The organism is Bradyrhizobium sp. McL0616, assembly GCF_049993385.1.
Lineage (GTDB): Bacteria > Pseudomonadota > Alphaproteobacteria > Rhizobiales > Xanthobacteraceae > Bradyrhizobium.
Map to the genome: position 1 here is coordinate 7,004,413 of NZ_CP188255.1, position 25,834 is coordinate 7,030,246.

Below are 25,834 nucleotides of genomic sequence, written 5' to 3' on the forward strand. Positions count from 1 at the left end.
TCCAAAACCGGGTCCTGGTCACAGGACCCTTCTTTCGTCGCTCTAAATATCGCATGTTGTTTCCTCCGTTACAGCGATAAACTCTCAGGCCCGGGTTACCCCCCGGATCTGCTCTTTTTCGTTCGCCTAGACCGTGCGGAATATTGCGACGGCAGAGGCAAGCGAAATCACGGTAGCGAGCCACAGGCTCGACAATTCAATTCCTTCTCCGACCGGCAGCGTCGCGATCGTGTCGGTGCCGGCGAAACCGATCCACAACAGGTGGATCACGGCGGCCATGATCAGCGAAATGAACAGCCGGTCGCCGCGCGTGGTCGGAATACGCAGGATCCCGACGCGCTCGGCCTCCGGATAAGCGACGGCGAGCCACGTCATCACCGCCAGTGTCATCGCCAGCAACACGAAGAAGATCGCCGTCGGCGGCGTCCAGGCCATCCATGCGATGTTTTCCATGAAAGCCTCCTAGACCCTGCCGAGCGCGAAGCCGCGCGCAATGTAGTTGCGGACGAACCAGATCACGAGCGCGCCGGGGATGATTGTGAGAACGCCGGCCGCGGCCAGGAGCCCCCAATCCATTCCGGCCGCCGAGACCGTACGGGTCATGACGGCGGCGATCGGCTTGGCGTTGACCGAAGTCAGCGTGCGCGCGAGCAGCAGCTCGACCCAGGAGAACATGAAGCAGAAGAAGGCGGCGACGCCGATGCCGCTCGCGATCAGCGGCACCAGGATCCTGATGAAGAAGCGCGGGAACGAATAGCCGTCGAGGAAGGCAGTCTCGTCGATCTCGCGCGGCACGCCGGAGACGAAGCCCTCGAGGATCCATACCGCCAGCGGAACGTTGAAGATGCAATGCGCGAGCGCAACCGCCCAGGGCGTATCGAACAGGCCGATCGCCGAATAGAGGTTGAAGAATGGCAGCGCATAGACCGCGGCCGGCGCCATGCGGTTCGACAGCAACCAGAAGAACAGATGCTTGTCTCCGAGGAAGCGATAGCGCGAAAACGCATAGGCCGCCGGCAACGCCACGGAAATCGAGATGATGGTATTGATAACGACGTATTCCAGCGAGTTGATATAGCCGGAATACCAGCTCTCGTCGGTGAAGATACGCTTGTAGTGCTGGAGCGTCGGCGCATGCGGCCACAGCGTCATCGTCGAGACGATCTCGGCGTTGGTCTTGAAGCTCATATTGACGAGCCAGTAGATCGGCAGCAGCAGGAAGATCAAGAACAGCACCATGATGAGGCGGCGGCCGGGGATCGAGTGCATCACGCGGCTCCTTCCTGCGGCTTCCGCTCGGCGCCGGCATTGGTCATGACGGTGTAGAAGACCCAGCAGACGATCAGGATGATCAGATTGTAGACCAGCGAGAGCGCCGCGGCCTTGCCGAGGTCGAACTGGCCAAGCGCGATCTTGACCAGCTCGATCGACACGAAGGTGGTCGAGTTGCCAGGCCCGCCGCCGGTAAGGACGAACGGCTCGGTGTAGATCATGAACGAGTCCATGAAGCGCAGCAGCACGGCGATCAGCAGCACGCGGTTCATCTTCGGCAGTTGGATCGCCCTGAACACCGCCCAGCGCGAGGCGCCGTCGATTTGGGCTGCCTGATAATAGGCCTCAGGGATCGACTTCAGGCCGGCATAGCAGAGCAGCGCGACGAGGCTGGTCCAGTGCCAGACGTCCATCACGATGACGGTGACCCAAGCGTCGAACTCGTTGGAGACGTAGTTGTAATCGATGCCGATGGCGTTGAGGACATAGCCAAGCAGGCCGATGTCGGGCCGGCCAAAGATCTGCCAGATGGTGCCAACGACGTTCCACGGGATCAGCAACGGCAGCGCGAGGATGACGAGACAGGCCGCAACCGTCCAGCCGTCGCGCGGCATCGACAGCGCCACGACGATGCCGAGCGGCACCTGGATGGCGAGGATCACCATCGAGAAGAACAAATTGCGGCCGAGGGACGCCAGGAAGCGGCCGCCGAGATCCGTCGAGGGGTCGAGCAGCTCCTTGAACCAGCCGACACCGTTCCAGAAGAACTGGTTGTTGCCGAACGTATCCTGCATCGAATAGTTCACCACCGTCATCAGCGGCAGCACCGCCGAGAACGCGACGACCAGGAACACCGGCAGCACCAGGAACCAGGCTTTTTGGTTGATGGTCTTGTCCATCAGGCGGCTCCTTCCACGAGAAGGCTATCGGCATAGACGTGGATATGCGCCGGATCGAATTTCATCCCGGCCGTGCCGTCCGAGCTGGTGAAGCCGGCCGGCGCGCGCGCCGCGAGTTTCGCGTCGCCGAGGCGCGCACGGGCAAAGCGGATGCGGCCGAGGTCGTCGATGCGCTCGATCTTCGCCGTGAGCAGGCCGGGCGTGGGCGCGACGACCTCGACGAATTCGGGACGCACACCGATCTCGATCCTGGCACTCGCCGGCAATTTGTCGTAGCTGCGGTTGAGCGCGATGACATGGCCGTCGATCCGCGCCTCGCGTCCCTTCACTTCGGCCGGCAGAATGTTCATGCCGGGTGAGCCGATGAAATAGCCGACGAAAGTGTGCGCCGGCTTGTCGAACAATTCTGCCGGCGTGCCGCTCTGCACCACGCCCCCGTCATGCATGACGACCACGGTGTCCGCGAAGGTCAGCGCCTCGGTCTGGTCGTGGGTGACATAGATCATCGTGAGGTCGAGCTCGCGATGCAGCGCCTTCAGCTTGGAGCGAAGCTGCCATTTCAGCTCGGGATCGATCACCGTCAGGGGCTCGTCGAACAGCACGGCGGCGACGTCGGAGCGGACGAGGCCGCGGCCTAGCGAGATCTTCTGCTTGGCATCGGCCGTGAGCCGGGTCGCCTTGCGGTTCAGATACGGTTCGAGGTCGAGCAGGCGGGCGATCTCGGCGACGCGCTTGTCGATCTCGGCCTTCGGAACACCGCGGTTCTTCAGCGGAAACGCCAGGTTCTGCCCCACCGTCATGGTGTCGTAGATCACCGGAAATTGGAACACCTGGGCGATGTTGCGCTTCTGAGTTGACAGCAGTGTGATGTCCTGGTCGTCGAACAGGATCTTCCCCCGCGACGGCGTGATGATGCCGGAGATGACGTTGAGCAGCGTGGTCTTGCCGCAGCCGGACGGCCCGAGCAGCGCATAAGCGCCGCCCTGCCGCCAGGTCATGGTCACCGGCTTCAGCGCAAAGCTCTCCTGCGGCGCGTCATTGCCGCCGTAGGAATGGGCGAGATCGACGAGGTCAATGCGAGCCATGGCGCATCCCTCCCTTACGAGCTCGGCGCGGCGACCAAACGGTCGGCCGCGTCAAACACGAAAACATCATTGGGGTCGAGCACGGCATCGATGGTCTGGCCGGGCTCGAACTCGTGCACACCGTGCAGCACCGCAACCCAGTTCGATCCGTCGCGGGTCAAATGCACAAAACTCTCCGAACCGGTGATCTCGGTCACCGTCACCGTGGCATGGAAGGCGTGGCGGTCGGCCTCGCCGTTGGCGAGCGCAAGCTGATGCGCACGAAAGCCGACGCGATAGGCGCCGTCGGCGAGAGAGGAATAGAGACCGGACGCCGGCGCGGCGATGCCTCCTGCATATTGCACGGAGCCGTTCTTCTTCTCGATGCCGACGAGGTTGAGCGGCGGATCGGAGAATACCTGCGCGACGCGCAGGGTCTGCGGCCGGCGGTAGACACTGGCGGTCTCGCCGATCTGGAGCGCCCGGCCCTGCCACATACACACCGTGTTGCCGCCCAGCAGCAGCGCTTCGGTCGGCTCGGTGGTGGCATAGACGAAGATCGCGCCGGAGGCCTCGAAGATGCGCGGCAGCTCGGCGCGCAGCTCCTCGCGCAGCTTGTAGTCGAGATTGGCGAGCGGCTCGTCGAGCAGGACCAGGTCGGCGCCCTTGACCAGCGCGCGCGCCATTGCGGTGCGCTGCTGCTGGCCGCCGGAAAGCTGGAGCGGCGTACGCTTCAGGAATGGCTCGAGCCGGAGCAATCTCGCAGCTTCAGCCACGCGCTTCTCGATCTCCGCGCGCGGTTTGCCCTGGACGCGCAAGGGCGAAGCGATGTTCTCATAGACCGTGAGCGAGGGGTAATTGATGAACTGCTGATAGACCATCGCGACCGAACGCTGGCGCACATCGACACCCGTGACGTCCTTGCCATTCACCAGCAGCTTGCCTGTTGTCGGCTTGTCCAGGCCGGCGAGCAGCCGCATGATCGAGGTCTTGCCCGACAGCGTCGGCCCGAGCAGCACGTTGAGTGTGCCGCTCTCGAGCGTCAGCGAGACGTCACGGATGTACGGGACCCCGTCGACGGTCCGGGTCACGTGATCGAGTGTCACGCTCATGAGCGTCCTCCTGCTTCCAGCAAGGGACTTTGCGGCACAGCGTGGGTCCTGATCCAGTCGTCCAGAGCGGCAATTTCGTCGGCAGATAGTCGCAGACCGAGCTTTGAGCGGCGCCAGACGATGTCCTCGGCGGTCATCGCCCATTCATTGGTCATGAGGTAGCGGACCTCGCGTTCGGTCAGTGTTGCACCAAAGGCCTGGCCGAGATCGGCTGCCGATTTTGTGTCGCCCAGCAGCTTGATGGCGCGGGTGCCATAGGCGCGTGCGAGGCGCCGCGCATGCTCATGGCTGAGGAAGGGATAACCGCGCTGGAGCTCGCCGATCAGGCCGTCGACGGCCGAGACATCCATGTCACCGCCGGGCAGCGGCCATTTGCCGGTCCAGCCTTCGCGCGCTTTTGCACTGCGAAGATAGGGCGCGAGCCGCTCCAGCGCCTCCTCGGCGAGGCGGCGATAGGTCGTGATCTTGCCGCCATAGATCGACAGCAGCGGCGAGCCGCCAGGCGTATCGAGCTCGAAGACGTAGTCGCGGGTCGCGGCCTTGGCTTCGCTGGCGCCATCGTCATAGAGCGGACGCACGCCGGAATAGGTCCAGACCACGTCCTCAGGCGTCACCGGCTTGGCCAGATATTCACTTGCAGCCGCGCAGAGATATTGAATCTCCTCCACTGTGGCCTTCACCTTGGACGGGTCGCCGTCATAGTCGCGGTCGGTGGTGCCGATCAGCGTAAAGTCGTCCTGGTAGGGGATGACGAAGATGATGCGGCCGTCGGCGTTCTGGAACATGTAGGCGCGGTCGTGGTCGTAAAGCTTCTTGACCACGATGTGCGAGCCCTGCACCAGCCGCACTTTGGCCTTGGCATTGACGCCAGCGCCGCGGCCGAGCACGTCCTCGACCCAGGGGCCGCCGGCATTGACCACCGCACGAGCCTGGATCGATGAGCGCGCGCCGGTCAGCGTGTCGACCATGCTCACGGTCCAGATGCGGTTGGCCTGGTTGATCTCGGTGGCACGGGTGCGGGTGCGGATCTCGGCGCCCTTGTCGGCGGCGTCGCGGGCGTTGAGCACCACAAGCCGGGCGTCATCGACGAAGCAGTCAGAATATTCGAACGCGCGTGAATAGCGATTAGGGATCAGCGGACGGCCGACCTCGTCGCGCCGCAGATCGACCGAGCGCGTTGACGGCAACAGATGACGGCCGCCGATGTGGTCGTAGAGGAAGAGGCCGAGGCGCAGCAGCCAAGCCGGGCGCAGGCCGGCGTGATGCGGCAAAACGAAACGCAGGGGGCGGATGATGTGGGGCGCGATGCCCCAGAGAATCTCGCGCTCGATCAGCGCCTCGCGAACCAGCCGAAACTCGTAATATTCGAGATAGCGCAGGCCGCCATGGACCAGCTTGGTCGACCAGGACGACGTCCCGCTCGCCAGATCGTTCATTTCGCACAGGAAAACCGTGTTGCCGCGGCCCACCGCGTCACGCGCGATGCCGCAGCCGTTAACACCGCCTCCAATGATGGCGAGGTCGAAAATACGCTCCAACAGACGCATCCCCCGGCGACCGCCCGTTCAATCGAGCGGCTACTTTCGTTTTTGATTAGATCACACCGAAAAACGAAAGCAAGATGAAAGAGAGGCGAAGGGAAGCGAAAGCGGAACTTTTTTATGGGCAATCCGGCGTCGAACTGAGCAATCCAGAAGACAATTCGAGCAGCAATAGGCGCCTTGAATACTCATTCAGGGTGATATAGTCAGTATAGTCAATATGGTTCTTTTCGACATGACAGACCACAGCACCGCACCCGACGCGCCGCCGACTGACACTTGGACGCTTGCCAACGCCAAGGCACGACTGTCCGAGGTGGTGGACCGTGCCCAATCAGGTCCCCAGATCATCACACGTCACGGCAAGCCCAATGCCGTGATCGTTTCCGCCGAGGAATGGGCGCGCAAGACCGCACGCAAAGGCACGTTGGCCGAATTCCTGCTGGCTTCGCCGCTGCGCGGCGCCGACCTCGAGCTTGAGCGCGTGCGTGACGCGCCGCGCGACGACATGCCGTGAACCTGCTGCTCGACACCAATGTGCTGTCTGAGGTTCAACGGCCCGCGCCCGATCCGAAGGTTCTGGTCTGGCTGGACAGCATCGACGAGGACCGCGCCTTCATCAGCGTCGCTTCGATCGCCGAGCTTCGGCGCGGCATCGCGTTGATGGACGATGGCCGCCGGCGCACTGCACTGGCCGACTGGCTCGCCAACGATCTGCCCGCACGTTTTGCCGAGCGCATCCTGCCGATTGACCAAGTGGTGGCCGAACGCTGGGGCGATCTGATGGCGCAAAGCCGCAGAAGCGGCGTTGCCCTGTCCGTCATGGATGGATTCTTTGCCGCGACCGCGCTCGCGAATGACCTCACGCTGGTCACGCGCAATGTGAGGGATTTCGCAGCATTCGGCGTTTCGCTACTCAACCCATGGGACGCCGCATAACCCTAGCGCAGCCGCACCACCGGCGCCGCTTCAGGTGCCGCATCCTGCGCATCGGTCTGACCATCGTCGATATCCGCCCCTTTCGGCATCGCCTCGACCACCTCGATGCCCTTGCCGTGGCAGATGGTGGCGAGGCGCTCGGGCAGCTCCTGGTCGGTGACGAAAGTCTGGATCTGGCTGATATGGGCGATGCGGACCGGTGCGCTGCGCCGAAGCTTGGTGGAATCAGCGACCAGCATCACGGTGCGGGCGTTGGCGATGATGGCTTGCGCCACCTGCACCTCGCGATAATCAAAGTCGAGCAGCGCGCCCTCCTCATCGATCGCGGACGCGCCGATGATGGCATAGTCGACCTTGAACTGTCCGATCAGCTGGGTCGCGGTCGAGCCGACCACGGCGCCGTCGGCGCGCCGCACCGTGCCGCCGGCAACCACCACCTCGATGCGGGGGTGGCGATAGAGCAGCATCGCGACGTTGAGATTATTGGTGATGACGAGCAGATCCTCGTGCGAGGTCAGCGCGCTCGCGACCTCCTCCGTCGTGGTGCCGATGTTGATGAAGAGCGAGCAGCCGTTCGGGATCAGCGAGGCGGCCGCGGCGCCAATCGCTTTCTTCTCGTCGGCAGCAACGAAGCGTCGGGCCTCATAAGCGAGGTTTTCGACGCCGGAGGCGATGATGGCGCCGCCATGGATGCGGGTCAGCGAGCGGCGCTCGCAGAGATCGTTGAGATCTTTGCGGATGGTCTGTGCCGAGACTTCGAACCGGCGCGCGAGCTCTTCGACCATGACGCGGCCCGAGGCGCGCGCGATGTTGAGGATTTCGGCCTGGCGATGTGTCAATCCGGTCACGGCAAATGGCCTCAAATCAGAATGTTGCATGGTGCGGCGGTTCGCGCCGTCGGTCAATGCGAGAGCTGATCACGGTTAACGGACGAGGCTCCTCACCAGGCCATCGCAGCAGCAAGGCGCACGAGCAGCTCCGGATCGTCGAAAGCGCTTGCGGAGGCGAGCGCGCCGGCGTCGACAAGGTCAGCATGGCTGAGGCTGGTCCGAATGCCGATGGTCGGAATGCCGGCCGCTGCCGCCGACTGCACACCGGAGCGGGAATCCTCGAACGCGATCGAGGCTGCTGGACTGGCGCCGGCGAAGCGCAGCCCTTCCTGATAGGGCAGTGGATGCGGCTTGCCGTGCGGCAGCTCGTCGCCGATCACGATCGCCTTGAATCGATGTGTGATGCCGAGGCCGGACAGCAGCAGCTCCGCATTCAGCCGCGGCGCATTGGTGACGGCGACCATGGGAATGCCGGCCGCGTCAGCCTGGTCGAGCAGCGCCATCAGACCCGGCAGCGGTTCGATCTGCCCCGCGACCAATGTCCGGAACACTTCCTCCTTCTCGCCGAGGATCACGGCGCGCCGCTCCACCGATTCGTCGGACAGAAAGCGCTCGCCGATCGACGCATTGGCAAAGCCTTGTAGTTCCTTCGAGAAGCGCGCGTGATCGAAAACATGGCCGCGTGGGCCGAACACGTGGTTGAACGCCCTCAGATGCAAGGGGTCGGTGTTGGCGAGCGTGCCGTCGATGTCAAACAGCAATGCTTTGCCATTGGCCTCGATCATGTCCGTACTTTCCCAAATGCGCGATGCATCAATGCGAAACACGTATCAATACAGCCCCTATCGCGCAATGACGCACGCGCATGGCGACCACGCGCCGCTCGACAAAGCCGCGCGCGACTGCAACAGTCCATGCAAGATCAAAAAGGAGAAACCATGACGATCAACCGACGCGATCTGGCCCTCTCGACTCTCGCCGCCTCTGCGCTCGCTCTCGCAACACCGGCGCTGGCGGCGTCCGCGGATGAAGAAGCCGTGGCGAAGAAGGTCGATGCCTTCCGCCTCGCCCAGATCGCCGCCGACCCGAAGGCGCTCGGCGCGCTCTGTGCCGACGAGGTGAGCTACAGTCATTCCAACGGCAAGGTCGAGGACAAGGCGACCTTCGTCACCAACGCCACCGACGGCAAAGCAAAATTCCTGTCGATCGAATATCAGGACCCGACCATCAAGGTCGTCGGCCCCGCCGCGATCGTGCGCTTCCACTGGGTTGCGGAACAGGAAATGGCGGCCGATGGGAAAAAAGTGCCGACCAATCTTCACATCCTGATGAACTGGCAGAAGCAGGGCGACGACTGGAAGCTCTTGTCGCGGGCCGCGACGAAGCTGTGATGACGATTCTTACCCTCTCCCCCTGTGGGAGAGGGTGGATCGCCGCGATAGCGGCGAGACGGGTGAGGGGTCTCTCTCCGCGAGAGCCTCTCTCACTTCTGAGTGCTCAGAAACAACCCCTCATCCGGCGCTTCGCGCCACCTTCGCCCACAAGGGAGAAGGAAGAGCAGCGGCGCACGCGGCAAAAGATTCCGACCTGCACGACGCTCGCCCCGGAATGATAGGCAAAAACTACGCCGCTTCCTTCACATCGCCGTTAACCAGCTTGCGCGCCGCGCGTTCGGCTTCGCGGGCGTTGCGGAAGAGCTGGCCTTCGAGGCGATTGAATTGGTGAGACGCGGCGAAGAAGCAGTAGCCTCCCTGGCCGCGAACGACGATACCTGCGGTCTGTGAATTAACTTCGATGATGTAGCTGTCCGGCATGGCCCGTTGATTCCTCAAGTGCGGGCAAATAACAGCACTCCTGCCCAAAAGTTCCGAGGGCATTTGAGGCCGCTTCCACCCCGAATCGACATGCCATTGAGTACGCCGGGACCTCATCCATTTTATGACTTGTTCTTGGCGAAGCCGCGACGATGACGGACGCAACGCCGCGCGGTCATGCGTCGCGCGCGATTACGTCGCGATAGGCGGATCGGTGCGGCTGATCGGCTGCGGATGGCCGCTATCGTCGATCGAGACGTAGGTGAAATTGCCGTCGGTGACGAGGATCGGCTGCAGCTCCCTGCGCCGCAGCGCCCAGGCTTCCAGATGCACAGTCATCGATGTGCGGCCGACCCGCACGAGGTTGGCGTAGACCGAGACGAGATCACCGACATAGACCGCCTTGCGAAAATTCATCGCCTCGATGGCGACCGTCACGGTGCGCGACTTCGCAGCCTTTGAGGCGAACACGCCTCCGCCGACGTCCATCTGGCTGAGCAGCCAGCCACCGAAGATGTCGCCATTGGCGTTGGTGTCGGCCGGCATCGCCAGCGTGCGGATGCAGAGATCACCGCTCGGCTCGGTAGTCCCCTGTTCGCTCATGCCTCTCCCACTTGAAATTTGCTCACTTGAAACTGTCCCAGCCCGGATCGGGTGCGAAGCGTCCGCCGAATCGTTCGGCCAGGGCGCTCAAGCTGGATACGACATTCTCCACGCCGCGCGCACGCGCGTAATTGAGCGGACCCCCGCGGAATGGCGCGTAGCCGGTGCCAAAGATCATGGCGCCGTCGACCGCATCGGCGTCGTCGACGATGCCTTCACGTAAGCTCGCGACGCAGACATTGGACATTGGCAGCACCAGGCGGTCGATCATCTGGTCGGTGACGCGCGGGCCGGTCTCGGGCAACGGCGCCTTCTCGGCCTTGCCGTCCGTCCAGGTGTAAAAGCCCTTGCCGGTCTTGCGGCCGAGTTCGCCCTTGGCGACCTTGTCGCGCAGCCAAGCCGGCGTCGGCGGCAGCAGATCACCGAACTTCGCGCGCAGCATGTCGCCGACGGCCAGACAGATGTCGAGCCCGACCTGATCGGCCAGCTCGATCGGCCCCATCGGCATGCCGAACTGTTCGGCTGCCGCGTCGATCAGGCGCTGGTCGACCTTCTCGTCCAGCATCACCATGGCTTCCAGCATGTAGGGCGTCAGCGCGCGGTTGACGAGGAAGCCCGGCGAGCTCTTCACGGAGAGCGGCAGGCGATCGATCGCACCGACGAAAGCGAGCGCATCCTTCAGCACCTGTGGGTCGTTGCCGTCATGGCTGACGACCTCGACCAGTTGCAGCCGCGACACCGGGTTGAAGAAATGCAGCCCGACGAGCCGCTCAGGCCGCGCCAGCGTGGTGCGAAGATCCTGAAGCGGAATGCTCGACGTATTGGTCGCAAGAATCGCGCCCGGCTTCATCTTCGGCTCGAGGCCGGCATAGACCTTCTGCTTGAGCTCGAGCTTTTCCGGCACCGCCTCGATGATGAGATCGGCGTTGCGGACGCCCTCGCCGTCCATGTCGGGGATCAGGCGATCGAGCGCGTCGCGCACCTCGGTCGGCTTTCGGATGATCTTGCCGTAGAGCTCGGCGGCCCGCTTCACCGCGCCAGCGATCGGCTCCGCCTTCATGTCGGCAAGCGAGACGCGTACCCCCTGCCCCGCGCACCACGCCGCGATATCGCCGCCCATGGCGCCGGCGCCGATGACGTGAACATGCTTGATCGTGTTGCTGCTTCCCGCCGCCTTCTTCATCTGCTCGCGCAGGAAGAACACGCGGATCAGATTCTGCGCGGTCGGCGTCACCATCAGCTTGGCGAACGAGGACTGCTCGGCTTTCAGCATCGCGGCCTTGCTGCCGCCATGGGTCTCCCAGAGATCGATCAGCGCGTATGGCGCGGGATAGTGTTCGCGGGGCGCAGCCTTTGCCGCTTCGCTGCGCATGCGCTTGGCCAACAGCCCGCGCACAGGTCCGAAATTGGCCGCGCGGGTCAGGAAGCCCGGACGCGCCTTCTTCAGCCGACCAAATAGCGCGTCCTTCACCGCGTTGCGGACGTGGCGCTCCTGCGTCACGGTGTCGACAAGGCCAAGCGATTTGGCGCGGCGCGCATCGATGGTGCGTCCCGTCAGCATCAGAGCCATCGACTGGGTCGGATCGACCAGCGCGGTAAGGCGCGCTGTGCCGCCAAGGCCGGGATGTAGCCCCAGCATCACCTCCGGGAAGCCGAAGCGCGCACCGTCGATGGCGATGCGCGACTGGCAGGCGAGCGCGACCTCGAGTCCGCCACCAAGGCAGAAGCCGTGGATGACCGCAACGGTCGGCAGCTTCAGCGCCTCCAGATGATCGACCACCGCATGCGCGGCATGGATGCGGGCCTCCACCATCGCGGGATCGCTGGCACCGCGAAATTCGTTGACGTCGGCGCCGGCAATGAAGCCGGACGGTTTGGCCGAGCGAATCACGAGGCCTGCGGGACGCTCGGTCTCGATCGCGGCGAGCACCGCGTCGAACTCTTCCATCACATCGGCGGACAGCGTGTTGGCGCTGGCATCAGTGCGGTCGAACAGCAGCCAGGCGACGCCGTCGGCGTCGCGCGTCAGCTTGAAATTCTTGTACGGATTGTCGGCTGCGGGCTGGGGCCCGAGCTCCAGCACGCGGTCACCGAGCGCGGTCATGATCTTCGAATCCATGGTCACACCGCCTCGATCAGCATGGCACCGCCAAGCCCGCCGCCGATGCATTCGGTGGCAACCCCACGCCGCGTGCCGAGCCGCTTCATCGCATTGACAAGATGCAGCACGATGCGGTTGCCGGACGTGCCGACGGGATGGCCGAGCGAGATCGCGCCGCCATCGACGTTGAGCCTGTCGCGATCGATCTCACCGGCGGCGCCGTCAAGTCCCAAAATCTCGCGGCAGAATTTGTCGTCGTTCCAGGCGGCGAGGCAGCCAAGCACTTGCGTGGCGAAAGCCTCGTTCAGCTCCCAGGTCTCGACATCCTTGACGGTGAGGCTGTTGCGCGTGAGCATCGGCGTCGCCGACAGCACGGGACCCAGCCCCATGATGCTCGGATCAAGCGCGGCCCAGTTGCTGTCGATGATGACAGCCTTTGGCGTCAGCTTGTGCTTTGCGACCGCCTCGTCGGAGGCGAGGATCACCCAGGAGGCGCCATCGGTGATCTGCGAGGAGTTGCCGGCGGTGACCTGGCCCCAGGGACGCTCGAACACCGGCTTCAGTTTGGCCAGCGTCTCAGACGAAGAGTCCGGGCGGACGCCGTCATCATGATCGAAGAATTTGCCGTCGCGGGAAAACGCGGTCTCGACCTCGCCCTTGAGGAAGCCCTGCGTCTGCGCGTTCGCAAGCCGGCGGTGGCTCTCGGCGGCGTAGGCATCCGACTGTGCGCGCGTGATGCCGAAGAGGTGGCCGACGACTTCGGCGGTCTGGCCCATGTTGAGATCGGTGATGGGATCAGTGAGCCCGCGCTCCAGGCCGATGATCGGCTTGAGATAGCGCGGCCGCAATTTGAAGGCAGCCGCGGCCTTTGCAGCAATGCCTTTGGCCGTGGCAAGCCCAGCAAACCAGCGCACGCCGGAATTGGGCCAGACCAGCGGCGCGTGGCTGAGCGCCTCGGTGCCGCCGGCGAGGATTAGGTCGGCATGGCCTTCGCGGATGTAGCGGTAGGCGGTGTCGATCGACTGCATGCCGGAGCCGCAATTGATCTGCACGGTAAAGGCGACCATGTCCTCGCCCATGCCGAGCCGCAGCGCCGCCACGCGGGCCGGGTTCATCTCGTCCGCGATCACGTTGACGCAGCCGAGGATGACCTGGTCGAACGTCTCAGGCGAAAACGGCTGGCGCGCCAGCAGCGGCCGGCCGCACTGCACGGCGAGATCGACCGGCGTGAATGGCCCCGGCCCCGAGCGCGCCTTGAGAAACGGCGTTCGGCTGCCGTCGACGATGAAAACCGGTCGTGCCATCAGCTCGCCGCCCTCTGTTCACCGAGTTCCTGGAAGAACTGATGCACATCTCCGGTTTTCTTGTAAATCGGCGACAGCGCCTCCGGCGCAAAATCGTCGACCTCGATCACATTTGTGACAGCTTCGTGGGCCGCGGCTAGCTGCTCGCCTTCGGCCTGCGTGATCACGCCCTTGGCCACGGCGTCCTTCCAGTCGCTGATATGCGCGGCGCGCATCCGCTTGGCGATCGCGTCGGAGCTTACGACCAGCGCGAATGCGCGCTCCAGTCGCGCAAAACCGCGATCATCATCGACATGGGCGAGATCAGCCGTGAGGCGGTCGCGCGCGGCCGACGGCTCCAGCACGAGGCTCGCGCATTGATGCACGACGCGGTCGGATGGGCCGAGCACGCGGGCGCCGAAGGGCTGGACCACGAGCTTGAGGATCACAGCGACGAAGCGGTTCGGCAGGTTGGCAAGGATTTCGGCAAGACGGTTCTCGATGGTCCTGAAGCCGCTCGCCATGCACCATTCCAGCGCGGCAAAATCCTCCTTGTGCCGGCCCTCGTCCTGCCAGCGTTTCAGCGCGGCCGAAAGCAGATATAACTCCGAGAGAATGTCGCCGAAGCGCGCCGAGAGCATCTCCTTGCGCTTCAGCGCTCCGCCGAGCGTGAGCAGCGCCATGTCGGCGCAGAGCGCAAAGGCCGCCGAATGGCGCGAGAGCTGGCGATAGAATGGCGTCGCATCGCCCGCGTCGGGCGCAGGCGCAAACGCACCAAAGGTCCAGCTCCGGCCGAAGGCACGGAACAACGTCTGGAAGCTGTGGCCGACATGCTTCCAGAACGCCTTGTCGAACGCTGTCAGGCCGCGTTCGTGGTCGGTATCGGCGAGCGCATTCATCTCGGCGAGCAGATAGGGATGGGCGCGGATGGCGCCCTGCCCGAACACGATGAGATTGCGGGTCAGGATATTGGCGCCCTCGACGGTGATGCCGACCGGCACGGCGCGATGGAGGTTGCCGAGATAGTTTTGCGGACCGTCGATCACGGCCTTGCCGCCATGGATGTCCATGGCGTCGTCGATCGCGGTGCGCATCCGCTCGGTCGCATGCAGCTTCATGATGCCGGAGATGACAGCGGGATGGACGCCGGCGTTCAGTGCGGCGCAGGTCAGCCGCCGCGCCGCGTCGAGCTGATAGGCGGTGGCGACGATGCGCGCCAGCGGCTCCTCGACACCCTCGAATTTGGAGATCGAGATGCCGAACTGCTCGCGGATGCGGGCATAGGCGCCGGTAGTGCGGGCAGCATAGGCGGCACCGGCCGCCGACAGCGACGGCAGCGAGATGCCACGGCCGGCGGCGAGCGCCGTCATCAGCATCTTCCAGCCCTGCCCCAGCCGCTCCTGGCCGCCGATGACATAGTCGAGCGGAATGAAGACGTCGCGGCCCCAGTTCGGGCCGTTCTGAAACACCTGCATCGACGGCAGATGGCGATGGCCGATCTCGACACCGGGCAGATTGGTCGGGATCAGCGCCACACTGATGCCGAGCTCGTCCACATTGCCCACGAGATGATCGGGATCATAGGCCTTGAAGGCAAGCCCAAGCAGTGTCGCGACGGGCCCGAGCGTGATGTAGCGCTTGTGCCAGTTGAGCTTCAGCCCCAGCACCTCGCGGCCCTCGAAATTACCCTTGCAGATGATACCGGTGTCGATCATCGAGGCCGCGTCAGAGCCGGCCTCGGGACTAGTGAGACCGAAGCAGGGAATGTCGCGGCCGTCGGCGAGGCGCGGCAGCCAGCGCCCCTGCTGCTCCTTGGTGCCGAAGCGCATCAGAAGCTCGCCCGGTCCGAGCGAGTTCGGCACCATCACCGTGACGGCGGCTGCGATCGAGCGGGTCGAGATTTTCCGAACGACTTCCGAATGCGCATAGGGCGAGAAACCGAGGCCGCCAAATTCCTTCGGGATGATCATGCCGAAGAATTTTTCGCGCTTAATGAAGGCCCACACGTCCTGCGGCAGGTCGCGCCATTCCCAAAAGATCTTCCACTCGTCGAGCATGGCACAGAGCTCGTCGACGGGCCCGGTGAGGAAGGCCTGCTCCTCGTCGGTCAGGCGCGCCTGCGGGACCTTCAGAAGCTTTCCCCAGTCGGGATTGCCGGTGAAAAGGTCGGCGTCCCACCAGACGTCACCGGCCTCCAGCGCCTCGCGCTCGGTGTCGGACATCGCGGGCAGCACGCCACGTGCCCAGGAGAAGATCGGCTTTGTCAGGGTGTCGCGGCGGAAGCTCATGGCTGACCTCATGCATCGGCGCGTTTGACCGGCATTTTAGCGGAAACTGGCGGGCAGAAGTGAACACTTCGGGAGCAAAAAGCAGCGAATTGACGCGGCCGGGCGGCCGCCCCGGGCCATAACGGCCGGGTGCGGTACCAGTTCCGGGCTCCGAGCTTGGCCGGCCTAATCCGGCCGGACCATCTCGAACATGTTTTCCGGCTTGATCTCGAAATAATCGCCGCGGCGGCCGGCACGGACGATCGGGCGGGCGGCGGCGGTCTGGTAGACGCCGTCCTTGATCATCGCCTTGTCGATGTGGACGGCGACGACCTCGCCCAGCGTCAGCCAGGCGTCGGCCTCCTTGCCGTTGGCGCCCTTGAGGCGGACGATGTCGGACACCTTGCACTCGAACGCCACCGGGCTCTCGCCGACGCGCGGCACGTTGACGAGCTTGCCGGGCACGGCGGTCAGGCCAGCAACCTCGAACTCGTCGACCTCAGGCGCGACATGCGCGGCGGTCGCGTTCATGTGCCTGGCGAGATCCATGGTGGCGAGATTCCAGACGAATTCGCCGGTCTGCTGGATGTTTGCGACCGTGTCCTTCCAGTTGGTGGAGGAGAAGCCGATGATCGGCGGCACGTAGCAGAAGGCGTTGAAGAAGCTGTAGGGCGCGAGGTTGACGTGGCCCTTGGTGTCGCGCGACGAAATCCAGCCGATCGGCCGCGGCGCGATGATGGCGTTAAAGGGATCGTGCTTGAGGCCGTGGCCCTTGGAGGGCTCGTAGAAGTAAAGGTCTTTGTCGGTCACGCGCTGATTCCTTCTCGTCATTGCGAGCGCAGCGACGCAATCCAGAATCCCTCCGCAGAGACAGTCTGGATTGCGTCGCTGCGCTCGCAATGACGGAGTTTGTTGGTCCCGTTATTGCCCGCTATCCGCCCTTGCTGGGCGGTGCGAAGCTATCTATAGGAGAAATTCCCCCGCCCCGTCAGTGACGCGGCGACAGACCCGCGATGACGAAATCGATCATCTCATCGATCGAGGGGCCCGGCTTGGTGGCGCACTGGGCGATCATCTGAGGGTGGAAGAAGCGCATCATCGCGGTGCAGGCGCACATCGAGGCCAGCTGCAAGTCCGGGGCCTCGAACTCGCCGGAGGCCGTGCCTTGCGCGATCATCTGGCCCATAACCCCGGCAATGCACTCCATATGGGCGACGCAGACGTCCCAGTCCTCCTGCATCGCGATCTCGACCATCTCATGCAGCTTGTTGTCGCCGACATAGCGCTCGGTGTTCATGCGATGGATGGTGGTAAGCAGCTCGCGGAAGCGTTCAAGCACCGGACCGGGCCCGGCCACGATCCGCTCAGCCTCGAGTTCGACCTCGCCCATCAAGGCTCGCGCCACCGACTGGTGGATCGCTTTCTTCGATTCGAAGAAGCGATAGACGTTGGCGGGGCTCATCCGGAGCTCCTTGGCGATGTCCCCGACCGTGGTCTTTTGATAGCCGATCTGGCGAAACAGCCGCTCGGCCACCTCGAGGATACGATCCCGGGTGTCCCCTTCGATATGTTCCGCAACCAGTGTCATGTGTCAGGACTCGTTAGTCAGCAGTCTTCTCATTTATTCAGCCGCTTCAGCAAGCGGAATTGCGTGCTCGTCATTGCTCCCATGCTGCGGCGCGGCAGGCTGCTCGGGGGTGCCGGCCTCATCCAGGCTCTTGCGGAACCAGAGGGCGTAGAGACCCGGCAGGTACAGCAGCGTCAGGAAGGTCGCGACGAACAAGCCGCCCATGATGGTGATCGCCATCGGACCCCAGAAGGCCGAGCGCGACAGCGGGATCATGGCGAGGATCGCGGCGAGCGCCGTCAGCACCACCGGGCGCGCACGGCGAACGGTCGCCTCGACGATCGCCTCACGGCGCGTCAGGCCGTGGGACACGTCGGTCTCGATCTGGTCGACCAGGATGACGGCGTTGCGCATGATCATGCCGGCGAGCGCGATCAGGCCAAGCAGCGCCACGAAGCCGAACGGGGCGTTCGCGATGTTGAGCCCGAGCGAGGCGCCGACGATGCCGAGCGGCGCGGTCAGGAACACCAGGATCAGGCGGGAGAAGCTCTGGAGCTGGATCATCAGCAGCGTCAGCATCACCATGACCATCAGCGGGAAGAGGACGAAGATCGAGGCGTTGCCCTTGGCGGACTCCTCGAACGCGCCGCCAGCCTCGATCCGGTAGGCCGGCTCGAGGTTGTCCTTGATGGCTTGCAGCTTCGGCGCGATCTGGCCAGTGACGTCGGGCGCCTGCACGCCGTCGACGACGTCGGAGCGCACGGTGATCGCCATGTCGCGGTTGCGCCGCCACAGGATCGGCTCCTCGTGGGCATATTCAATTCTAGCGATCTGCTGCAGCGGCACGGCAACGCCATTGCGCGAGGTGATGGTGAGATCGCCGACGCTGCCGAGATCGAGGCGTTCGGAGCCGACCGCACGGGCAACCACACCAACCTTCTCGATGCCGTCGCGCACGGTCGTGACCTGCGAGCCCGAGATCAGCATCGACAGCGCCTGCGACACGTCCTGCGGTGTCAGGCCCATGGCACGGGCGCGATCCTGATCGACGACGAGCTTGAGGTATGGCGACTGCTCGTTCCAGTCGAGCTGGACGTCCTTGACGTTCTTGTTCTCGCGCATGACGTCGCGGACCTGGTAGGCGATCTCGCGCACCTTATTGGCATCGGGGCCGATGACGCGGAACTGGACGGGGAAGCCGACCGGCGGACCGAAGTTGAAGCGGTCGACGCGCACGCGCGCTTCCGTCAGCATGCCGTCGGCAACCGCACCCTCGATCTTGGCCTTGACGCGCTCACGCGCCTCGACGCCCTTGGCGACGATGACGATCTCGGCAAAGGCCTCGTTCGGGAGCTGCGGGTTGAGGCCGAGCCAGAAGCGCGGCGAACCCTGGCCGACATAGGCCGTATAGGTGTCGATATCCTTGTCGTCCTTCAGCAGCGTCTCGGCCTTCTTCACCGCCTTCTCGGTGACGTTGAAGGCGGTGCCTTCAGGCAGGCGGAGCTGGAGGAACAGCTCGGGCCGCTCGGACAGCGGGAAGAACTGCTGCTGGACGTGACCGAAGCCGACGATCGAGGCAACGAAGACGCCGACGGTCGCGACGACCACGGTGATGCGGTGGTTGACGCACCATTGCACGATGGCGCGCAGGCCGCGGTACATGCGGGTCTCGTAGACGGCGTGCGGATCGTGATTGTGGTGCACCTTGATATTGGGCAGCAGCATGACGCCGATATAGGGCGTGAAGATCACCGCCACGAACCACGAGGCGACCAGCGCGATCGCCACGATCCAGAAGATGCTGCCGGCGTATTCGCCGACCGCGGAATTGGCAAAGCCGATGGGGAGGAAGCCAGCGGCCGTGACCAGCGTTCCCGTGAGCATCGGAAACGCAGTGGATTCCCAGGCAAAGGACGCCGCGCGCATGCGGTCCCAGCCCTGCTCCATCTTCACCACCATCATTTCAACCGCGATGATGGCGTCATCAACCAGGAGCCCGAGCGCGATGATCAGCGCGCCGAGCGTGATGCGGTGCAGGTCGAGCGACATCGTGTTCATGACGATGAAAACGATGCCGAGCACCAGCGGCACCGACAGCGCGACCACGATGCCGGTACGCCAGCCGAGCGCCAGGAACGACACGAACAGCACGATGACGAGGGCTTCCATGAAGGAGTGCACGAACTCGCTGACGGCGTGCTCGACCACCTTGGGCTGGTCGGCGATGAGCCGGACGTCGACACCTTGCGGCACCGCCTTCATGAATTCAGCGGTCGCCTTCTCGACCTCCTTGCCGAGTTCGAGGATGTTGGCGCCCTTGGCGGTGACGACGCCGATGCCGATCGCAGACTTGCCTTCCTGGCGCACGATGAAGCTCGGCGGATCGACATAGCCGTGGGTGACGGTGGCGATATCGCCGAGGCGGAACACACGCCCGTTGCTCTCGACCGGGGTCTCGGCCACGGCCTTGGCGCCGTCGAGCGCGCCGGTGACGCGCAGCGGCACGCGCTGCGACGAGGTTTCGACCGTACCGGCAGGCGTCACGTTGTTCTGCTTGGCGAGCGAGTCGAACAGCGCCTGCGGCGTGATGCCGAGGGTCGCGAGCTTGGCGTGGCTGAATTCGACGAAGATGCGCTCGTCCTGATTGCCGTAGACGTCGACCTTGGTCACGCCCGGCACCTTCAGCAAGCGCTGGCGAAAGCCTTCCGAGACCTTCTTGAGCTGGGCATAGTCGGCGCCGTCGCCGGTCATCATGTAGAGGATGGAATCGACGTCCGAGAATTCGTCGTTGACGACGGGTCCGAGGATGCCCGAGGGCAACTGGCCCTGCACGTCCACCAGCTTCTTGCGCAGAAGATAGAAGAGATAAGGCACGTCCTTCGGCGGCGTGGAGTCGCGGAAGGTTACCTGGAGCGCAGTGAAGCCGGGCTTGGAATAGGTCTGCACCTTCTCGAAGTAAGGCAGCTCCTGGATCTTCTTCTCGATGGGATCGGCGACCTGCGCCTGCATCTCCTGGGCGGTCGCGCCCGGCCAGAGCACGGAGACGTTGACGACCTTCACCGTGAAGAACGGATCCTCGGCACGTCCGAGCTTCTGATAGGAGAAGAAGCCGGCGACGCCGAGCACGAGCATCAGGAACAGCACCAGCGTCGGATGGCTGACGGCCCAGGCCGAAAGGTTGAAGCGCTTCATCGCTCTCTCCGAAAAGACGATCCAATTGCCAAAACGACAGCCACTCTCTTCAAATCGTCGTCGTGAGGCAGCGAAGCAATCCAGGGGGCTGGGCAGGTTCTGGATCGCTTCGCCGCTTCAGCCTTCGCATTTGCGCGACGGCCGAAACTCACCTCACACGACGTAACTCGTAAAAACGCCTCAGAAGGACAGTGACGAGACGATCCGGACCTTCTGGCTCGGATCGAGCTTCTGCACGCCGAGCGCGACGATCTTGGCGCCTTCTTCGACGCCGCTGGTGATGACGACGTCGTTGCTCTCGTAGGACTTGACCGCGACCGGCTTCAGCGTGACCGCGCCGTTGTCGTCGACGACGTAGAAGGAGGGCTTGCCGCCTTCGTTGAACAGCGCCGACAGCGGCAGCCGCGCGACGCGCTCGGTGGCCGCATCCGACAGCGTCAGCGTCGCGGTCATGCCGAGCGAAACCTTGTCGTCGGCCTCAGGCAGCGAGAATTTTGCAAGATAGGTGCGCGTCGCGGAATCCGCGGTGGGCGCGATCTCGCGCAGCTTGGCCGTATATTTCTTGCCCGGCTCCGACCAAAGAGTGACGCTGGCGGCGCCCGATTTGGCACGTCCGACCAGCGTCTCAGGGATCGCGACGACCGCTTCCTTTTCGGCAAAGCGGGCGACGCGGATCGAAGTCTGGCCTGCGGCAACCACCTGGCCGGGCTCGATCAGCGTTGCGGTGACGACGCCACGGGCGTCGGCGTTGAGCGTCGCGTAGGAAAGGGAATTCTTGGTCAGCTCGACCGAGCGCACGGCGCGGTCCAGACGCGCGCGGGCCTCATCGGCAGCGGCGCGGCTCGAATCCATCGCCGCATCCGTGGTCCAGCCCTTGGCCTTCAGATCCTTGGCGCGCTGCTCGGCAGCGGCGGCCTGCGCCAACACGCCGGTCGAAGCGGTTTGCTCGGCGACGGCCTGCTCGGCCTGGAGCTTCAGATCGATCTCATCGAGGGTCGCGAGCGGCTGGCCGATTTCGACGGTCTGGCCGACCTCGACCAGGCGCTTGGCGACCTTGCCGGCGACACGGAAGCCGAGATCGCTCTCGATCCGGGGTCGGACGGTGCCGACGAAGCTCCGCTCCGGGGTCTCGGCATCGTAATGGGCCGTCGCGACCAGAACCGGCCGCGGCGGCTCGGCCTTCTGTGCCACGGTGTCATTGCATCCAGCCAGCGCGGCTGCCATCAGGGCCAGCGACGCACCTGCCAAGAGCCTGGAATAGCTCAATAAAACTGACCTGACGAACATCGGAGGACACTCCTGCGAGCTGCAACGAGACGAATGTCGACTAATCACTGATAAAAGTCAATAATCGTCAGTCATCAGGAAAGCGTGATCGTTAAGGTGTGGTAACCCTCCCCGTCACCCTGGCGAAAGCCAGGGCCCAGTACCCCTAAAGCTGGCTATTGAAAGAAGACGTCTCCCCGCGCGCCCCAAGAGAAGCCGCAGGGTTTGGGCCCTGGCTTTCGCCAAGGCGACGACCGGAAACTACCGCCCCTGTTCGGCGAACTCGTGCTTGCTCTCGTGGCCGCCGATGAAGACAAGGATGCCGGCAATCAGCGGCAACACCGCGAGCACCAAAAGCCCGGTCGAGGTCTGGCCTGTGGCTTCCTTGACCCAGCCGATCAGATAGGGGCCACCGAAGCCGGCGAGATTGCCGATCGAGTTGATCAGGGCGATGGCACCGGCCGCCGCCGTGCCGGACAGCCAGGCGGTCGGCAGCGTCCAGAACACACCGAAGCAGCAGAAAACGCCGATCGCGGCCACCGTCAGCACCACCATCGTCATGGTGGGATCGGTGAGATAGCTGGAGACGGCCAGCGCGACGGCCGTGAGCAGCAGCGGCGCGCCGACATGCATCACGCGCTCGCGCGTCGCATCCGAATGCCGCGCCCACAGGATCATCGCGATGGTACCGAACAGATAGGGGATCGCAGTGACGAAGCCGGTCTGGGCATTGGTGAGGCCGAACGCCTTGACGATCTGCGGCAGCCAGAACTGCATGCCATAGAGCGCGCCGACGAAGCCGAAATAGACCAGGCTCAGCATGATCACCTTCGGCGACGACAACGCCTCACCGAGCGACAAATGCTTCACCGCCTGCTTGGCGGCGATCTCGGAATCCAGCCTCGTCTTGAGCCAGGCCTTCTGCTCGGCCGAGAGCCAGTCCGCCTTCTCCGGCCGGTCGGTGAGGTAGAACCAGGTGACGATGCCGAGCAGCACGGCAGGGATGCCTTCGATGATGAACAGCCACTGCCAGCCCTTCAGGCCCATGGCGCCGTCGAGCCCAAGCAGAAGGCCCGAGATCGGCGCGCCGATCACGGTCGAGACCGGGACTGCAATGGCGAACGCCGCAAGAAAGCGGCCGCGATATTCGGCCGGGTACCAATAGGTGAGATAGAGGATGATGCCCGGGAAGAAGCCGGCCTCGGCGACGCCGAGCAGGAAACGCAGCACGTAGAAGCTGGTAACACCGCTCGTCAGCGCCATCAGCGCCGAGATGATGCCCCAGGTCACCATAATGCGGGCGATCCAGCGGCTGGCGCCGAACTTCTCCAGCGCCAGATTGCTCGGCACTTCGAAGATGAAATAGCCGATGAAGAAGATGCCGGCGCCCCAGGAGAAGATCAGCGGCGTGAACTTCAGCTCGGCGTTCATCGTCAGCGCGGCAAAGCCGAGATTGACGCGGTCGAGATAGGAGAAGAAGTAGGCCAGCACCAGGAACGGAATCAGGCGCCACGAGATGGCGCGGATGGTCGAAGTCTCGATTTCGCTTTTGGCTGTGCCGGCAGAACCGGCAAAGGTGGTCGTGGTCTGGCTCATGGCGTCCCCCGAATTGTTGCTTTTGTGAGCTAAAGGGCGGTTTTCAGCATCGCGGGCAAAGAGTCAATGGAGCAAGCAATGCACGGGGCGCAGCCGGATAAACCTGTTGCGCCGCGACAGCGGTCGCTGATCCGCGCCGCCCTGGCGCTGATCGTAATCGCCTGCGGGCTGTGCTTGCGCTGGTACGGCTTTCCGCTCGGGCTTCCGGCCTTCGTGGTGAAGTATGGCGGCTCGCTGTTATGGGCGACCATATGGTGTTTTTGCTTGTCGGGGTTTTGCTGCCGCGGCTTTCGCGGAGCCAGCTTACAGCGATCGCGGTGGTGATCGCGATCGTGGTCGAGTTCTCACGGCTGGTGCATATGCCTTGGCTCGATGCGTTCCGGCTGACGAGGGCAGGCGCACTGCTGTTGGGGCGCATCTTCTCGCCGTGGAATTTGGTTGCTTATGCGGTCGGGATTGCGCTCGGCCTTTGGATCGATCGGCGGGTCCTCATTCCGCCAATTGAAACCGCTCGAATCGATCGAGCTCCGCCTCGATCTTCTGCTTGAGCTCCTTGCGCCCCGCGGTCTTCTTGCCCTGCCCGACCCAATTCCATTTCTGCATCAGCACCTTCTTGCCTTGCCGGTCGGTCTTCAGATCGAGCGCGGCGACGATCTCGTCGCCGACCAGCACCGGAAGCGCGAAATAGCCGAGCTTGCGCTTGGCCTTCGGCACATAGGCTTCGAACAGATGGTTGTAGCCGAAAATGAGATTGGTGCGCTTGCGCTGGATGATCAGCGGATCGAACGGCGAGAGGATGTGGACGAGATCCGGCAACACCTCGGCCGGCTCCAGCGCGGACGGCTCTGCCCAATGCTCCTGCTTGCCGGCGCTGTCGATCGCGACCGGGACTAGCTCGCCACGGCGAACGCGCGAGGCGATCAGGCCTGCCACACCCTTCTTGCTCGGCGCGTCGAGATGGCAGATCGAATCCAGGCTGACGATGCCCTGTGACCGCAATGCGCGATCGAGCAGATAGGCTGTGATCTCCTTCACTGATGCCGGCTTCGGCAGCTTGTCCCAGCCAAAGTGGCGCGTCATCAACTCATAGGTCTTGAGCATGCCCTGGCGCTCGCTGACGGTCGCGACGCCGGTATAGAAGGCGAGCTGCAAGGCCCGCTTCGATGGTTTCCGGCTCTGCCAGAGATGCTCCTTCTCGGTGAGCACGTCGTCCTCGATATCGCGGATCGTCAGCGGGCCGGCGCGAAGCAGCCGCATCACCTTGCGCGTGTCGGCCGGCGTTACCGAGGCGTACCATCTGTGGCCCTCGCGGCGGTGCTCGCGCATCCCCGGCAGGAAGAAGCGAAAATCGTTCGACGGAACGTAAGAGAGCGCATGCGTCCAGTATTCGAACACGCTTTTGTCGACACTCTGTGCATGACGCAGATCGGCGCGGCGGTAGGACGGGATACGGCTGAACAGGATGTGGTGATGGCAGCGCTCGATCACGTTGATGGTGTCGATCTGCACGTAACCGAGATGGGCGATCGCCTCCGCCACGGCACTTGCACCCTCCCCGAACGGCGCGCGCACGTCGAGCCTCTGGGCGTGCAGCCAGATCTGCCGGACCTGTGTCGTCGAGAGCGGAAGGAGTTTTGGTGCGCGGGACATTGCGGGAGACAATGTAGCGGGATTCGCGCCGGGAGAAACAAGAGGACGGCAAAAGAAAAGCCGCGCTGCCATCTGCTGACAGCGCGGCTGGATCATGCGGCCGAGGCCTACTTCATCATCATGGCCTTCTGCGCCTTCATATAGTGCATGCAGCCGTCCTTCATCTTGCCCATGCTCATGTCGGTGTTCGCCATGGCCATTTCCTTGTTCGCGGCAGTCTTGCCGGCCGTGTCGGCGGGGCCAGTCATCGTGGCCGTCGATTTCATCAGATTATCGCTGGTGCACGCCATCATCGCGGCGGAGGCGGGTGAAACTGAAAGAGCGAACGCGACAAATGCTGCGGCGGTGAGCAAGGTTTTCATCGAAAAATCTCCTGAAGTAAAACGAAACCGGCGTCATGCCGGCCTTCGCAACTACGTATTCTCTGCCGACAATGTTTCGCGGAGAAGAAAATTTTCTTACTGCAATGCGAAGGCACCAGGGATCAGCGGCCGTCCTTTGGCGCTTTGGACCGGTTGCTGAGGCTGCCGGTGGCGATGTCCGGCTCGCAGGAGGCCTTGCCGCGCCCCTCGGACTGGCATCGATAGACGCTGCCGGTGAGGCGGTCGACCAGCCACATGTTCTCGTCGGTCGGGTTTTCGAGGCCGACATAACGGGAGGTCAACCCCGTGATAAGCGTCGAGAGCAGGATCGCCACCGCGATCATGGCCGCGCCGATGTAGACGGGCATCGAGTTCAGGAACACGGTCCGATCCGGCGGCCCATTGCGATAAAACTGGTAATCACCTGGCCTTGGCACTGGATGGAACTCGGCTCCCCTTGTTTGCGGTTGTCGGAT

General features: G+C 63.7%; 24 protein-coding genes and 1 pseudogene. 4 read left to right on the forward strand and 21 right to left on the reverse strand.

The window, feature by feature from the left end:
- Positions 1-126: 126 nt before the first annotated feature.
- From ACPPVR_RS33675 to glpD, 6 genes are read right to left on the reverse strand one after another with little or no spacing between them, the layout of a single operon-like run.
- Entirely contained in the window at positions 127-453 is a 327-nt protein-coding gene (locus ACPPVR_RS33675; protein WP_426610824.1) for a DUF2160 domain-containing protein, read from the reverse strand.
- Between the two features lie 9 nt (positions 454-462).
- On the reverse strand, positions 463-1,269 hold the full coding sequence (locus ACPPVR_RS33680) for a carbohydrate ABC transporter permease (RefSeq protein ID WP_426610825.1): 807 nt from the start codon (positions 1,267-1,269) through the stop codon (positions 463-465).
- Positions 1,269-2,171: a carbohydrate ABC transporter permease gene (locus ACPPVR_RS33685; protein WP_426610826.1), complete on the reverse strand. Its 903-nt coding sequence runs from the start codon at positions 2,169-2,171 to the stop codon at positions 1,269-1,271. The genes ACPPVR_RS33680 and ACPPVR_RS33685 overlap by 1 nt, the downstream gene beginning before the upstream one ends.
- Positions 2,171-3,256 (reverse strand): ABC transporter ATP-binding protein, encoded by a 1,086-nt coding sequence (locus ACPPVR_RS33690; RefSeq protein WP_426610827.1) that lies wholly within the window; start codon positions 3,254-3,256, stop codon positions 2,171-2,173. Before ACPPVR_RS33690 ends, ACPPVR_RS33685 begins: the two co-directional genes overlap by 1 nt.
- A gap of 14 nt (positions 3,257-3,270) precedes the next feature.
- Complete coding sequence (locus ACPPVR_RS33695; RefSeq protein WP_426610828.1) at positions 3,271-4,347, reverse strand: ABC transporter ATP-binding protein; 1,077 nt, start codon at positions 4,345-4,347, stop codon at positions 3,271-3,273.
- A complete protein-coding gene (glpD, locus tag ACPPVR_RS33700; protein ID WP_426610829.1) occupies positions 4,344-5,894 on the reverse strand; it encodes a glycerol-3-phosphate dehydrogenase in 1,551 nt (516 codons plus the stop codon). Before glpD ends, ACPPVR_RS33695 begins: the two co-directional genes overlap by 4 nt.
- A gap of 229 nt (positions 5,895-6,123) precedes the next feature.
- Between glpD and ACPPVR_RS33705 the strand changes: the two genes are divergently transcribed.
- Together ACPPVR_RS33705 and ACPPVR_RS33710 are read left to right on the forward strand one after the other, a co-directional pair.
- Positions 6,124-6,405 carry a type II toxin-antitoxin system Phd/YefM family antitoxin gene (locus ACPPVR_RS33705; RefSeq protein WP_426610830.1) on the forward strand — a complete coding sequence of 94 codons (282 nt, stop codon included), beginning with the start codon at positions 6,124-6,126 and terminating at the stop codon, positions 6,403-6,405.
- Positions 6,402-6,827 carry a type II toxin-antitoxin system VapC family toxin gene (locus ACPPVR_RS33710; RefSeq protein WP_426610831.1) on the forward strand — a complete coding sequence of 142 codons (426 nt, stop codon included), beginning with the start codon at positions 6,402-6,404 and terminating at the stop codon, positions 6,825-6,827. Before ACPPVR_RS33705 ends, ACPPVR_RS33710 begins: the two co-directional genes overlap by 4 nt.
- 2 nt (positions 6,828-6,829) lie before the next feature.
- Here ACPPVR_RS33710 and ACPPVR_RS33715 read toward each other — a convergent pair whose 3' ends face one another.
- Positions 6,830-7,675, reverse strand: a complete 846-nt coding sequence (locus ACPPVR_RS33715) for a DeoR/GlpR family DNA-binding transcription regulator (protein ID WP_426610832.1) — start codon at positions 7,673-7,675, stop codon at positions 6,830-6,832.
- 92 nt (positions 7,676-7,767) lie between these two features.
- Entirely contained in the window at positions 7,768-8,442 is a 675-nt protein-coding gene (locus tag ACPPVR_RS33720) for an HAD family hydrolase (RefSeq protein WP_426610833.1), read from the reverse strand.
- Positions 8,443-8,595: 153 nt separating this feature from the next.
- Here ACPPVR_RS33720 and ACPPVR_RS33725 point away from each other — a divergent pair, with 153 nt between their 5' ends.
- Positions 8,596-9,048, forward strand: a complete 453-nt coding sequence (locus ACPPVR_RS33725; RefSeq protein WP_426610834.1) for a nuclear transport factor 2 family protein — start codon at positions 8,596-8,598, stop codon at positions 9,046-9,048.
- Between the two features lie 231 nt (positions 9,049-9,279).
- On the opposite strand, the gene ACPPVR_RS33730 is transcribed toward ACPPVR_RS33725, so the two are convergent.
- From ACPPVR_RS33730 to ACPPVR_RS33775, 10 genes are all read right to left on the reverse strand, one after another.
- Entirely contained in the window at positions 9,280-9,471 is a 192-nt protein-coding gene (locus tag ACPPVR_RS33730) for a hypothetical protein (protein ID WP_426610835.1), read from the reverse strand.
- A 192-nt stretch (positions 9,472-9,663) separates the two neighbouring features.
- Positions 9,664-10,074: an acyl-CoA thioesterase gene (locus ACPPVR_RS33735; protein ID WP_426610836.1), complete on the reverse strand. Its 411-nt coding sequence runs from the start codon at positions 10,072-10,074 to the stop codon at positions 9,664-9,666.
- Between the two features lie 22 nt (positions 10,075-10,096).
- Positions 10,097-12,193 (reverse strand): 3-hydroxyacyl-CoA dehydrogenase NAD-binding domain-containing protein, encoded by a 2,097-nt coding sequence (locus tag ACPPVR_RS33740; protein WP_426610837.1) that lies wholly within the window; start codon positions 12,191-12,193, stop codon positions 10,097-10,099.
- 2 nt (positions 12,194-12,195) lie between these two features.
- The gene (locus ACPPVR_RS33745) at positions 12,196-13,479 is read right to left on the reverse strand and encodes an acetyl-CoA C-acetyltransferase (RefSeq protein WP_426610838.1); all 1,284 of its coding nucleotides are present in this window, start codon (positions 13,477-13,479) and stop codon (positions 12,196-12,198) included.
- On the reverse strand, positions 13,479-15,746 hold the full coding sequence (locus tag ACPPVR_RS33750) for an acyl-CoA dehydrogenase (protein ID WP_426610839.1): 2,268 nt from the start codon (positions 15,744-15,746) through the stop codon (positions 13,479-13,481). The genes ACPPVR_RS33745 and ACPPVR_RS33750 overlap by 1 nt, the downstream gene beginning before the upstream one ends.
- Positions 15,747-15,911: 165 nt before the next feature.
- Positions 15,912-16,535, reverse strand: coding sequence for a flavin reductase family protein (locus ACPPVR_RS33755; RefSeq protein WP_426610840.1), 624 nt, complete (start codon positions 16,533-16,535; stop codon positions 15,912-15,914).
- Positions 16,536-16,713: 178 nt separating this feature from the next.
- Positions 16,714-17,313, reverse strand: coding sequence for a TetR/AcrR family transcriptional regulator (locus ACPPVR_RS33760; protein ID WP_426610841.1), 600 nt, complete (start codon positions 17,311-17,313; stop codon positions 16,714-16,716).
- Between the two features lie 33 nt (positions 17,314-17,346).
- A complete protein-coding gene (locus ACPPVR_RS33765; RefSeq protein WP_426610842.1) occupies positions 17,347-20,484 on the reverse strand; it encodes an efflux RND transporter permease subunit in 3,138 nt (1,045 codons plus the stop codon).
- A gap of 180 nt (positions 20,485-20,664) precedes the next feature.
- A complete protein-coding gene (locus ACPPVR_RS33770) occupies positions 20,665-21,771 on the reverse strand; it encodes an efflux RND transporter periplasmic adaptor subunit (protein ID WP_426610843.1) in 1,107 nt (368 codons plus the stop codon).
- 240 nt (positions 21,772-22,011) lie between these two features.
- Complete coding sequence (locus ACPPVR_RS33775; protein ID WP_426610844.1) at positions 22,012-23,346, reverse strand: MFS transporter; 1,335 nt, start codon at positions 23,344-23,346, stop codon at positions 22,012-22,014.
- Between the two features lie 78 nt (positions 23,347-23,424).
- On the opposite strand from ACPPVR_RS33775, the pseudogene ACPPVR_RS33780 reads away from it, so the two are divergent.
- Positions 23,425-23,894 (forward strand): annotated as a pseudogene (locus ACPPVR_RS33780) (DUF2809 domain-containing protein).
- On the opposite strand, the gene ACPPVR_RS33785 reads toward ACPPVR_RS33780, so the two are convergent.
- The 3 genes from ACPPVR_RS33785 to ACPPVR_RS33795 form a co-directional block, all read right to left on the reverse strand.
- A complete protein-coding gene (locus ACPPVR_RS33785; RefSeq protein WP_426610845.1) occupies positions 23,836-24,996 on the reverse strand; it encodes a winged helix-turn-helix domain-containing protein in 1,161 nt (386 codons plus the stop codon). The pseudogene ACPPVR_RS33780 and the gene ACPPVR_RS33785 overlap by 59 nt on opposite strands.
- Before the next feature lie 107 nt (positions 24,997-25,103).
- Positions 25,104-25,358: a hypothetical protein gene (locus ACPPVR_RS33790; RefSeq protein ID WP_426610846.1), complete on the reverse strand. Its 255-nt coding sequence runs from the start codon at positions 25,356-25,358 to the stop codon at positions 25,104-25,106.
- 122 nt (positions 25,359-25,480) lie between these two features.
- Complete coding sequence (locus tag ACPPVR_RS33795; protein WP_426616236.1) at positions 25,481-25,726, reverse strand: hypothetical protein; 246 nt, start codon at positions 25,724-25,726, stop codon at positions 25,481-25,483.
- Positions 25,727-25,834 lie beyond the last annotated feature (108 nt).

Excerpts from the sequence above, each read along its gene's own strand:
- ACPPVR_RS33675 (WP_426610824.1), bottom strand. The coding sequence starts at position 453 with ATGGAAAACATCGCATGGATGGCCTGGACGCCGCCGACGGCGATCTTC.
- ACPPVR_RS33680 (WP_426610825.1), bottom strand. The coding sequence starts at position 1,269 with ATGCACTCGATCCCCGGCCGCCGCCTCATCATGGTGCTGTTCTTGATC.
- ACPPVR_RS33685 (WP_426610826.1), bottom strand. The coding sequence starts at position 2,171 with ATGGACAAGACCATCAACCAAAAAGCCTGGTTCCTGGTGCTGCCGGTG.
- ACPPVR_RS33690 (WP_426610827.1), bottom strand. The coding sequence starts at position 3,256 with ATGGCTCGCATTGACCTCGTCGATCTCGCCCATTCCTACGGCGGCAAT.
- ACPPVR_RS33695 (WP_426610828.1), bottom strand. The coding sequence starts at position 4,347 with ATGAGCGTGACACTCGATCACGTGACCCGGACCGTCGACGGGGTCCCG.
- glpD (WP_426610829.1), bottom strand. The coding sequence starts at position 5,894 with ATGCGTCTGTTGGAGCGTATTTTCGACCTCGCCATCATTGGAGGCGGT.
- ACPPVR_RS33705 (WP_426610830.1), top strand. The coding sequence starts at position 6,124 with ATGACAGACCACAGCACCGCACCCGACGCGCCGCCGACTGACACTTGG.
- ACPPVR_RS33720 (WP_426610833.1), bottom strand. The coding sequence starts at position 8,442 with ATGATCGAGGCCAATGGCAAAGCATTGCTGTTTGACATCGACGGCACG.
- ACPPVR_RS33725 (WP_426610834.1), top strand. The coding sequence starts at position 8,596 with ATGACGATCAACCGACGCGATCTGGCCCTCTCGACTCTCGCCGCCTCT.
- ACPPVR_RS33730 (WP_426610835.1), bottom strand. The coding sequence starts at position 9,471 with ATGCCGGACAGCTACATCATCGAAGTTAATTCACAGACCGCAGGTATC.
- ACPPVR_RS33735 (WP_426610836.1), bottom strand. The coding sequence starts at position 10,074 with ATGAGCGAACAGGGGACTACCGAGCCGAGCGGTGATCTCTGCATCCGC.
- ACPPVR_RS33740 (WP_426610837.1), bottom strand. The coding sequence starts at position 12,193 with ATGGATTCGAAGATCATGACCGCGCTCGGTGACCGCGTGCTGGAGCTC.
- ACPPVR_RS33745 (WP_426610838.1), bottom strand. The coding sequence starts at position 13,479 with ATGGCACGACCGGTTTTCATCGTCGACGGCAGCCGAACGCCGTTTCTC.
- ACPPVR_RS33750 (WP_426610839.1), bottom strand. The coding sequence starts at position 15,746 with ATGAGCTTCCGCCGCGACACCCTGACAAAGCCGATCTTCTCCTGGGCA.
- ACPPVR_RS33760 (WP_426610841.1), bottom strand. The coding sequence starts at position 17,313 with ATGACACTGGTTGCGGAACATATCGAAGGGGACACCCGGGATCGTATC.
- ACPPVR_RS33765 (WP_426610842.1), bottom strand. The coding sequence starts at position 20,484 with ATGAAGCGCTTCAACCTTTCGGCCTGGGCCGTCAGCCATCCGACGCTG.
- ACPPVR_RS33770 (WP_426610843.1), bottom strand. The coding sequence starts at position 21,771 with ATGTTCGTCAGGTCAGTTTTATTGAGCTATTCCAGGCTCTTGGCAGGT.
- ACPPVR_RS33775 (WP_426610844.1), bottom strand. The coding sequence starts at position 23,346 with ATGAGCCAGACCACGACCACCTTTGCCGGTTCTGCCGGCACAGCCAAA.
- ACPPVR_RS33785 (WP_426610845.1), bottom strand. The coding sequence starts at position 24,996 with ATGTCCCGCGCACCAAAACTCCTTCCGCTCTCGACGACACAGGTCCGG.
- ACPPVR_RS33790 (WP_426610846.1), bottom strand. The coding sequence starts at position 25,358 with ATGAAAACCTTGCTCACCGCCGCAGCATTTGTCGCGTTCGCTCTTTCA.
- ACPPVR_RS33795 (WP_426616236.1), bottom strand. The coding sequence starts at position 25,726 with ATGCCCGTCTACATCGGCGCGGCCATGATCGCGGTGGCGATCCTGCTC.